We start from the raw sequence: 10,150 nt of genomic DNA, 5'->3' as shown, positions 1-10,150 counted from the left end.
CAGCTCCCCGGAGATGCTGTTGAACATATTGTATACCCGCTGTACGGCACTGGTGAGGAACATAATGGAAAACTGGCATATAAGCAGCACCGCCACGCCCCGTATCGCCAGGTCCGCGCCGCCGTACACCAATGCCAGCTCGTTGAGAATCTCCGCCCCCACCACGGAGCCCGCCACCGGCAGGACGCCGTTGACGGCGCACATCAGGAGCATAATGAGAAAAAGGCTCTTTTTCGTCTCCCAGACCAGCCGGAAGATGTAAAGGAGCCGCGTGGCGAAGGTCCCCGCTACCTTGCCAAGATAGCGCGGCACCTCCCGGAGGGTCTTGGGGTGGGGGATCCTGTACCGGTCGTTGACAGAGGACATTCTGGCGTCTGGGGGCATTTTTTACCGCCTTTCTTTCAAGCAGATACAGTTGACGATTCTTGTTCGATCGCGTCCATTGTAATTGTCCCGGCGGATTTTGTCAATGCCCCGGCGGGGGCGGGAGGGAGGGAAATCGGGCCGTTTTTTGGCAAAAAAGCGGCCCGGAGGTGGCCGTTTTTGCCGCGGCGGCGCGGCGGAAAAAATAAATGGAATATGACTTTATTGAATAAATAAGGCCCGAAAATGACGATAATTGCTCTCAAACTGTATGAAACTTGGCATTGCGCCGGCTCCGGCCGGGTCGAAAAGGGGCGCTTTCGCAAAAAACGCCGTCGCAAAAGACCGCGGGACAATATTTGAAAGGCCGGAAGCAAAAAAGCAATTTGCGATAGTCAAAAGGCAACATCGGATATTTTATCAGCTCGTATTTCACGTTAGAATAGACAAAACGACAGAATTTTCCCGGGGTACATTTGTGAATTCTTAATACAGGATCTGCATAATTACTAATACTTAGGAAAAACAGAGGCGTGAGCGATTGCCCTGCTGTTGATTTAAGGACAGGAAAAGCAATGAAGGACATCACAGTACGCAAGAAATATACAGTCAGCAGCAAGTATGAGTCACGGCTGTACATCAACGACAATTGCGAGGTACTGCTTTTCCTGCGCGGCGACGTCCGGGTGAGCGTGAACGGCAGAAACTACACGCCGGAGCCGGGAGATATGCGCCGGATCATCGCCCGCTACGGCCGGGCCGGGCGCCGCATTGCCCTCATCGGACATAGCTGGGGGGCAAGCACGCTGGCCCTTGACGTGCTGGCGCACCCCGCCTGCCGCGGCGTGCCCGTGGACGCGCTCGTCACCTTGGATCCCGTGGGCGTGCGCGGACCGCGCTTCCTGCTGCAGGTTCGGCGCTGGCTGAACGTCTACCTGCCGTATGATCTGGCGGCGTGGAGCCGCGAGAACAACGTCGCCCGTCTGGGGCGGCCGTGGGAACAGGTGGCGCAGGCCGGTCTCAACCGTGTGCCCTCCCAGCTCCGCCACGCCGATGCGCGGGGCATGTTTCGGGAATTCGGCACACCCTTTCTGGACATGATTTTTTCTTTTGAAGGCCTCGGCGGGCGGGCCTGACCTCATTCCGCCTCGGCGTTTTTCCGGGACAGCGGCGGACGGAAGGTCCAGCGCAGGGCAAAGAAGAGCAGCAGGGCGGCGGCAAAGAGGTAGGCCGCATCCATGCCCCAGAGATCGGTCAGGGCAAAGCCTCCCAGCGGGCCGAGGGCCGCGCCGAGATCGACGGCCAGCGTGTAGGCCGTGATCACGAAGACGGCCTGCGAGCGGGCGGCCAGATCCGTGGCCAGCGCGTCGGAAAGCGTGGACAGGAAGGTGCAGCAAAGCTCCACGCAGAGCAGCAGGAGCAGTCCGCAGACCAGAGGCATGGGCACGGTGACGAGGGCGAAGAGTGCGGCGGCGATCCAGCAGGCTCCGGCAAAGAGCGCGGTGCGCCCGAGGCGGCCGTCCGAAAGTCTGCCCACAACGGGCGCAAAGCACGGATCCCAGCCCCAGCGCATGGCCTGAATGGTTCCTGCGGCCGTGGCACAGCCCACGGCGAGACCGAAGACGGAGAGCGGTGATCCCCAGTGTCCTTCCAGGAAGGCGCTCAGCGTGGAGGCGAAAAAGCCTTCGATGAGCAGCGAGACGAACAGGCACGTTCCCAGCACCCAGAGCAGAGAGGGGGAGCGCAGCAGGGCGCCGAGCGGCGTTCTTTCTCCTGCGGGCGTCCGGCGTTTGGTGGGCGCGATGCGGCGAACCGCGGCCGCGGACAGGACAATGGCGGCCACAGCCAGCCCCGCGCAGGCGAGGGCCGTGACGCGCAGACCCATGAGATCGGCCAGTATGCCGCCCCCAAGCATCCCCGCAAGGCTGCCGAGCTGATAGGTTCCCTTGTACAGACCGATGAGGTAGCCCCTGTCGTGCGGGCCGGACACATCCATGACGGTGAACAGTCCGCCCAGCTTGAGCAGCGACCAGCACAGCCCCCAGAGGAAGCGCAGAACCAGCCACGCGGCAAGGCCCTGCGCATAGGCGTAGCCCGCAGTGACGGCGACGGAAAGCACGGAAGCGAAGAGCGCGCAGGAACGGGTGCTCAGGCGGGAATAGAGCCAGCCGATGAGGGGATTGAGCGGCAGCCGTGCAAGGCGGTTGGCGGAAAGCAGTATGCCGACTTCCCACAGGGAATTCAGCCCGGCCTCCGCCCAGTAGAGGGGGAGGGCCACATAGAGCATGGCATCCCCGGCGACGCAGGCCGCTGTAATGAGGGCGAAGATCACCACCTGACGGCGGGGAGAGACCGTTTCTTCAGGCATGGTGACCTCCTCAGACAGGCGGCAGTGCGTTCTTTCCGCACGGCCCGCGGCGGAAGTTGAAAGCGGCAGGGCGCTTTGCCGGCGGCACTGCCGCGGGGGAAGTTTGGCTGTGTTTTTCGGTGCTTGCTCTCTTGCGCATGGACGGCCTCGCAGGGCGTAAAGTATAGAGAGCTTTCGTCTGGCTGGCAAGTTTTTCGCCTCCCGCAAGGGGCAGAGAGATGTGAAAAAAATCATGATTGACACGCCGTCACAACAAAGAATAGAAAAAGGAAAAGTCCATAGTCCTTTCTTCTTCTTTTAAGGAGGGCGTTTGCGGGCAGACAGGTGAGGTCATCATGAAGGCAGAATGGTATTTTGACAGCAGCGACAGAGAAATTCTGTCCATGGTCAACAGAATCCTTGAGGGGGCGTCCGACGTCAGGTCTCAGACCGTTTTTGACGCGAACCTGCATCCCCACGGCATCAAGGGACTGGTGATCTCCCGCGTTTCCCGTGTGGCGTATGCGGTGGTCAATCTGCTCACCAATCTGGAAGCAGGGCAGGCGGACGACCGCCTGATGGCGCTTCAGGCCCTGTACGACGAAGTTTTGAGCAGCGCCCGTTCCATGCTGCGGCGTAATACCGCCCGCGTCCTCATCCAGATCATGAAGGGCATTGTGCAGGCCCACGGCGACCCCGCAACCCAGCTCAAACTGGCCCATGACTTCCGCAAGGCCGCGCAGGGAACGCCCCGCGTTGTCCGCAGGATGCTGGCGCGCTACCACCTGCCGGAAATGCCCGAAGAGTGGAATCAGCTCGCCTTCGATGATCATGTTTATGACGCCCATTCCCGCGGGCGCAAGACTCCCACGCATCTCATCATGGACGCCTGGATCAAGGGTCTGCGCTACATCATCGTGGTCTATTCCAACTATATCGACTACACCGCTGCCAAGGAAATTCTGGAGGCCGCAGCCATCATGGGCATACACGTCCGTGTGGGGCTGGAATTCCAGTGCCCCTTCCGCGGCCGTTATATCAGCATGGTCTGGGCGCCCCGCGGCTTCACCGCCTCCGCCGACTTTCTCGAATTTCTTCAGACGGACAAGATCCGCGCACTCACGGCCCAGGGGCAGGAAGTTGTGGAATGGCGGCGCAAGCGGGTGCTTCGCAGCCTGGAGGCCTGGAACAGGGACAAGCGGCCCGCGCTGGAAAAAGAGTGGGGCGTGAGCCTTCCCGAACTTTCACCCGGGGAGCTTTCCAACTGCATCGGCGTGGGCCAGCCTTCCATGGAGCATCTTGCCGAGTGTCTGCATTCCCACGTTCTGCCCTTCATTGAGGAACGTGCGGATTTTCTGAAACAGCGCATCCACAGGCAGGAAGACGCGGAAGCGGCGCTGGAGGAACTGCGCCGGCTCGATGTTTTGACGAGTTCCACCATAGTCCGGGAGTGGATCAGCGGCTCAGACCTGCCCGAGACCGGCGAAGAAGACGTGCCCGCCATGCTCAGGCGTTCCCCCGCCGCGATGGTGGAGGAGTTGACCAGCCTGAACACCGGTTACCGCCTCATCCTGAATCTGGCCGGACTCAATGTGCCCGACGTGCTGGAACTGCTCTACGACTGCGACTGCGCCATCACCCACCTTGAGCTTTTTAACCTTAAAGACTGGCACGATGGTCAGCTCAACGAGGTTTCGGCCATCAACGAGCTTCAGCGCGTCCTCAACGAGGGCCGCGGGCCGCGCATCAAGCAGATCGTCCATGAGATTCTCGACCGGCTCGAAGCTCAGGGCGACATCGAAAGGGCGTGGAAGTTCGGCGAGATTCTGGCCAATATCCCCACGCTCTGGGAATACTACCGGAAGAATCCGCTGAAGACCCGCATCGGTTCCAGTTCCTCACGCACCAGCGAACATTCCTTCGGAATGGGCTTTGTCTACACCCAGACGCTGCCCGCGCGCTCCAAGAAGACCCTGCGCGAGAACAGCGCCTACATGGGCGAGATTCCCGTCGCCACGCGCATCCGTGAGGTCGTGAGCTACGAGGACAGACGGGAGGCCGTGTCTCCGCTCATGAAGGCGCTGCGCAGGCTTCCCGGACTCAGGCATTTTGGCCAGAAGCGGCGGCGCACCTGGACGCCCGATGACGACAGCCAGATCTGCCGCTGCGGCAATCTCGTCACTCTGGGCGGTGTCTCTGCGCAGCGCTCCAACGGACTTCTTGAGAAGGAACCGGAGAAGAAGCAGGAAAGCCCGGGTTCGGCCTATCTCAGCACCACCGTGACCAACTGGATCAAGGTCATGGCGGGCTTCATTCCCTCCGTGGCCTCCTTCCTCTATACGCAGGACTGGTGGTTCCTGGCGTGGTTCGGCACCTTTATCTGGTTTGGCATCACCGGCGTGCGCAACATCATTCAGATGGTCGTGGCCGGCAACGGGCGGTCGCGCACCACGCTGCTGCGCTGGAAGGATCATGTGAGCGTCAGCCGCATCTGCGATTCCCTCATGTACACGGGCATATCCGTGGCCCTGCTGGAAGTCATCGTGCGCGTCTGGTTCCTCGAAGACCTGCTAGGGTTGAGTGTGCGGGAACATCCCGTGGTGGTGTTCACCGTGCTGAACTTCGTCAACGCCATCTATATCTGTGCCCACAACATCTACCGCGGCTTCCCGCGGGAGGCCGCCATCGGCAATTTGTTCCGCAGCGCACTCGCCATTCCCGTCTCGTCCTGGTACAACCAGTTCTTCCTGTTCATCCTCATGCTGTTCAACGTGCAGGATCCCCTGTTCTACATGGTTCCCGGCGCCGCCATCGTGTCCAAACTGGCTTCCGATACGGTGGCCGCCGTCATCGAGGGCTATGCCGACAGCCAGAATAACCGCCGTATGCGCCGCTGGGACTACCAGGGCAAGCTGGCGCGGGTGTTTTCCTGCTACACGCGGCTGGAACTGCTTTTCCCCGAAGAGGACATTCTCATCAAGCTGGCCCGGCCTTCCGGCCGCGAGGGTGGCATGTCCGGCGAGGCCCGTCAGCTTGAGCAGTCCCTGATCATCAACGCTCTCGACCTCATGTATTTCTGGTTTTATCAGCCGCGGGCGCAGGATGCCTTCCAGCGCATTGTGAAGGAAATGTCTCAGGCCGACAGGGTGGTCTTCGCCCGCTCTCAGCTCGTGCTGCTGCGCGAACGCGAGATCAGCCAGCTTTTTGTGGACGGACTTGTCGGACGGAATTTTTCCAAGCCCCTCGCTTTTTATCTGGACAAGCGGCGCGAGTACCTGCACACGGTGATGAAGCTCTGCCGCCCGGGGCGGAAAGCCGTGCAGACGTTGCCTTCCATCACTTTTAATGAACGCATGTCCGGTGCGGCAGAAGCTGCGGTGCTCTCTTCCCGGCCATGAATTTTTAGTCACAAGGCAAATTTTTGTCTTCATTCCCATTGCCATATGTTCCCAAGCGTAGTAAGAAAGAGACAGGATACAAAAAGGCGTTGTGCCGGTGCATCCTTGTTCCCAGAGATGGGAAGCGTTTTCTGGAAGCATTTTCCACCAAGTTCGAGGAGGACTTATGAAGAAATTAGTGGCGTTCTCATTGGCTATGGGACTGATTTTTGGCGCTACCGCCATGGTTGGTACCGCTCAGGCCGCCAAAGTCATCAAAATCGCCGGCATGAAGGCTGAGGGTGAGCCCGAAACCATTGGTATGCACAAGTTCGGCGAATATCTGGAAAAGCTGTCCAACGGCAAGTACCAGGTCAAGGTCTATCCCAACAGTACGCTTGGCAAGGAAGACAAGTACATCGCCGATACCCGCCGCGGCACCGTTGAAATGAACGCGACCGGTACGCAGGTGGCCTCTTTCCATCCGGCCATGGCCATGATGGAAACCCCCATGATGTATGACAGCTACGCCCACGCCCACCGCGCCATCAACGGCGGCGTGTTCGACCTCCTCACCAAGGGCTTCACGGAAAAGTCCGGTCTGCGCTGCCTCAGCATGTTCCCTCTGGGCTTCCGTCATTTCTACACCAAGAACCCGGTGAAGACCATTGACGACGTCAAGGGCCTCAAGCTCCGTGTGCCGAACATCACCCTGTACACCACCTTCGCCAAAAACTGCGGCATCAACGGCCAGGCCATGCCTTTTGCTGAAGTCATGAGCTCCGTTGACCAGGGCGTTATCGACGGCGGCGACAGCCCCTTCTCCGACATCACCTCCACCAAGGTTTACGAGAAGTGCCCGAACATCACCATGACCGGCCACATCCTCGTTATCCATGCCCTCTTCATCAACGAAAAGCTCTATCAGTCCCTGCCTGATCAGGACAAGGCTTGGTTCAACGAAGCCGCTCAGAAGGCCGCTGAAGACGTGTGGCAGCTCGTGGAAGAACTGGACAAGACCGCTATCGCCGAGATCGAAAAGAACGGCGGCAAGGTTTCGGAAGCCACTCCCGAAATGAAGGCCCACATGCTCGAGGCCGCGCACCGCACTTGGGAACTCTTTAAGGACCCCAACACCCCCACGATGTATGTGCCCAATGCCGACGAGATCTTCGCCAAGGCTGAAAGCTTCAAGTAATCCTGCCTCTCTTCGGGGAGCCTGCTTCAGGGCAGGCTCCCTTTTTTAGAATTTCTGCCCGGTACTCTGAGGTCTTCGCCATGAGTGAATCCATAAAGAATAGAAACAAGGCCAATCAAGCCGGTGCGCTGGCGTGCCAGATGTTCTGCGCCTGCATCTTCCTTGGTATGATTGGTCTGGTGTTCCTTAACGCCTTTCTGCGTTACTGCTTCAACTCCGGATATCCGCCAAGTGAGGAATGGGCGCGCTTCCTCTTCATTTATATCACCTTCTTTGGCGCCATCGAAGCCTTCTACCGCAAAAAGCACATCGCCGTGGAAATGGTCGTTGACCTGCTCCAGGGCAACTGCCGCAAGGCGATGAACATCATCGCCATCCTGTTCTCACTCGGCGCGCTCGGCGTTCTCCTTCAGGGCGGCATCATCTATGTGCTCCAGACACTGGACACCTACGCCATCGCGACCTATGTCAACATGGCCATCATCAACATCATGCTGCCCATCATGGCCGCTGCCGCCATCGTGCTTCAGCTTCGCGACCTCATTGCCATCATCCGCACTCCCGCTTCCGAATTCAAGAAGGTTTCGGGCATGGAGCGCGCGCTGAGCAGCGAGGAGAATGAGCTGGATGCGGCCAAAGCTTCCGCGTCCGAACCCAGGAATCTTTCGGGGACAGACCCGGCTGAGCCTCAGCACTAAGGAGAGAGGATATGGAACTATTTCTTTTTCTGGGATCCCTCTTCGTCTTCCTGAGCTTCGGCATCCCCATCGCCATAGTGCTTCTGCTCTGCGCCATGGTGCTCATGTTCCATGCCGATATGTGGGATCCGATGACCATCGCTTCCTGTATGCTCGACGGCGCGAACAACTATCCGCTGATGGCCATTCCTTTCTTTGTGTTCGCCGGTGAGATCATGGCCGCGGGCGGCCTTTCCAAGCGCGTTGTGCAGTTCGCCCAGCTCCTTATCGGCGGGGTGCGCGGCGGCCTTGGCTATGCCGCCATCGTGGCCTCCGTCATCTTCGCCGGACTCATGGGCAGCTCCGTGGGTGAAGCCGCGGCTCTCGGCGGTCTGCTCCTGCCCATGATGAAGCAGGTGGGTTACAAGCCCGGACGCGCCGGCGCCATCATCGCTTCCGGCGCCATCCTCGGACCCATCATTCCCCCGAGCACGAACTTCATTATCCTTGGCTCCGTCGTGAGCGGACTGTCCATCACCAAGCTGTTCATGATCGGACTGTTCCCCGGCCTGTTCATCGGCCTGGCCCTCATGCTCATGTGGTTCATCATTGTCCGCATCGATGGCTACAAGGAAACCATCAAGTTCACCCGTGAGGAAAAGAAGAAGATTCTCATCGACGCCACGCCCGCGTTCATGATGCCCGTGCTGCTGCTCGGCGGTATCCGCTTCGGTGTGTTCACGCCCACCGAAGGCGGCGCCTTTGCCGCGGTATACGCCATTATCGTGTGCCTGTTCTGGTACCGGGAAATCGGCATCATGGATCTTCTGAGAGTGAGCGCATCTTCCGCGCGTACCACCGCCGCGGTCATGATGATCGTTACCACGGCCACCGCCATCGGCTACTACATCACCCTGGCGGACATCCCGCAGCAGATCATTTCGCTGTTTGCGCCGTTCAAGGATTCTCCGATCATCCTGCTGCTACTCATCAACGTCTTCCTGTTCCTGATCGGCATGGTCATGGATCTGACCCCCAACGTCCTTATCTTCGCGCCCGTGTTCTATCCGCTGATTATGGACGCCGGTATTGATCCGTACCACTTCGGCCTGATCTTCATCCTCAACCTCGGCATCGGCGTCATCACGCCGCCGGTGGGCACGGTTCTCTATGTGATCTGCGGCATCGGCAACATCAAGCTGCCCGCCCTGGTCAAGAACCTGCTTCCCTTCCTCCTTGTGGAAGCCATCATGCTCATCATACTGACCGTCTTCCCCAAGATCTCCGTCATCCCCATGAACTGGCTGGTGTAACGGAAGAGGAATACGCCCCAAGTGTCTGACAAGACACCTGCGTAACACCCAGGAGCCGGAGCGCGAAAACGCTTCGGCTCCTTTTGGTATACCAGCGCCGGGGAAGGTAAGGCCGGGAGAGAGGAGTACGGAAAAGGCAGAGTAGTTCTTCAGGGTGTTGTACCTGGACTTTTTTGGGTGGGCGCTTCAGGGCGGCATCCAGAGAGAATCCAGAGAGAATCCAGAGAGAATCCAGAGAGAATCCAGAGAGACATACAGGGAGACATACAGATAAACGTCACGCCTTCGCTGCCGCCGGAAGGGACAGGCGCGCCCACGGTGTGCCGGTGCGTTTTTCAACTTTCCACGGCTGATTGCACGTTGGTCAGACGGGGTGAGGCGGCATCCGGCCTGAAAGCCGGAGCCTCCATCCCAAAGGAGAAAAGAGAACGCTCTGTCCGTGAGGGGAAAACGGCGGGCGTGTCGTGCAGGGGCCGCACCCGCCGCGTCAGTTCTGCCAGTCCCTGCAGACGTCTACCCAGCCTTTGGCGCAGGCGCAGACTTCCAGTTCTTCCGGGCTGAGTTCGATACTGCTGCTGGGCTTCCGCAGGCGGGGAAAGGCGCTGGCCAGCGCTTCAGGGAAATATCCAGATAAACGTCCACGCCTTCATTGACGCCGAGGGGACAGACGCCGCCCACGGCATGTTCCGTGCGCTCTTCAACTTTCCACGGCTGATTGCACGTTGGTCAGACGGGGTGAGGCGGCATCCGGAAAGCCGGAGCCTCCATCCCAAAGGAAAAAAGAGATGGTCTGACCGCGGGGAAAACGGCGGGCGTGTCGTGCAGGGGCCGCACCCGCCGCGTCAGTTCTGCCAGTCCCTGCAGACGTCTACCCA

Annotated in this window: 7 protein-coding genes; 5 read left to right on the top strand and 2 right to left on the bottom strand. The window is 59.4% G+C overall.

Translation table 11 applies throughout. The annotated features are described in order from the left end of the window. The coding region (locus Q0Z94_RS09955; protein WP_298069296.1) for a hypothetical protein at positions 1-384 on the bottom strand (384 nt) is incomplete at its 3' end. A gap of 554 nt (positions 385-938) precedes the next feature. Between Q0Z94_RS09955 and Q0Z94_RS09950 the strand changes: the two genes are divergently transcribed. Then, positions 939-1,499 (top strand): alpha/beta fold hydrolase, encoded by a 561-nt coding sequence (locus Q0Z94_RS09950; RefSeq protein WP_298069294.1) that lies wholly within the window; start codon positions 939-941, stop codon positions 1,497-1,499. A 2-nt stretch (positions 1,500-1,501) separates the two neighbouring features. Here the strand turns inward: Q0Z94_RS09950 and Q0Z94_RS09945 are convergent, their stop codons facing one another. Then, positions 1,502-2,731, bottom strand: a complete 1,230-nt coding sequence (locus tag Q0Z94_RS09945) for an MFS transporter (RefSeq protein WP_298069292.1) — start codon at positions 2,729-2,731, stop codon at positions 1,502-1,504. A gap of 335 nt (positions 2,732-3,066) precedes the next feature. On the opposite strand from Q0Z94_RS09945, the gene Q0Z94_RS09940 reads away from it, so the two are divergent. The 4 genes from Q0Z94_RS09940 (at position 3,067) to Q0Z94_RS09925 (ending at position 9,275) form a co-directional block, all read left to right on the top strand. Next, positions 3,067-6,108 carry a hypothetical protein gene (locus Q0Z94_RS09940; RefSeq protein WP_298069290.1) on the top strand — a complete coding sequence of 1,014 codons (3,042 nt, stop codon included), beginning with the start codon at positions 3,067-3,069 and terminating at the stop codon, positions 6,106-6,108. A gap of 166 nt (positions 6,109-6,274) precedes the next feature. Next, the gene (locus tag Q0Z94_RS09935) at positions 6,275-7,285 is read left to right on the top strand and encodes a TRAP transporter substrate-binding protein (RefSeq protein WP_298069288.1); all 1,011 of its coding nucleotides are present in this window, start codon (positions 6,275-6,277) and stop codon (positions 7,283-7,285) included. Between the two features lie 80 nt (positions 7,286-7,365). Then, positions 7,366-7,983 carry a TRAP transporter small permease gene (locus tag Q0Z94_RS09930; protein ID WP_298069286.1) on the top strand — a complete coding sequence of 206 codons (618 nt, stop codon included), beginning with the start codon at positions 7,366-7,368 and terminating at the stop codon, positions 7,981-7,983. Between the two features lie 11 nt (positions 7,984-7,994). Further along, positions 7,995-9,275: a TRAP transporter large permease gene (locus tag Q0Z94_RS09925; protein WP_298069284.1), complete on the top strand. Its 1,281-nt coding sequence runs from the start codon at positions 7,995-7,997 to the stop codon at positions 9,273-9,275. The last annotated feature ends 875 nt before the right edge of the window (positions 9,276-10,150 follow it).

Origin of the sequence: uncultured Mailhella sp., from assembly GCF_947631555.1 — a bacterium.
In the GTDB taxonomy this organism is placed as follows: Bacteria; Desulfobacterota; Desulfovibrionia; order Desulfovibrionales; family Desulfovibrionaceae; genus Mailhella.
Note: the sequence above shows the minus strand (reverse complement) of the source record. Positions and strands in the feature narration are given on the sequence as shown.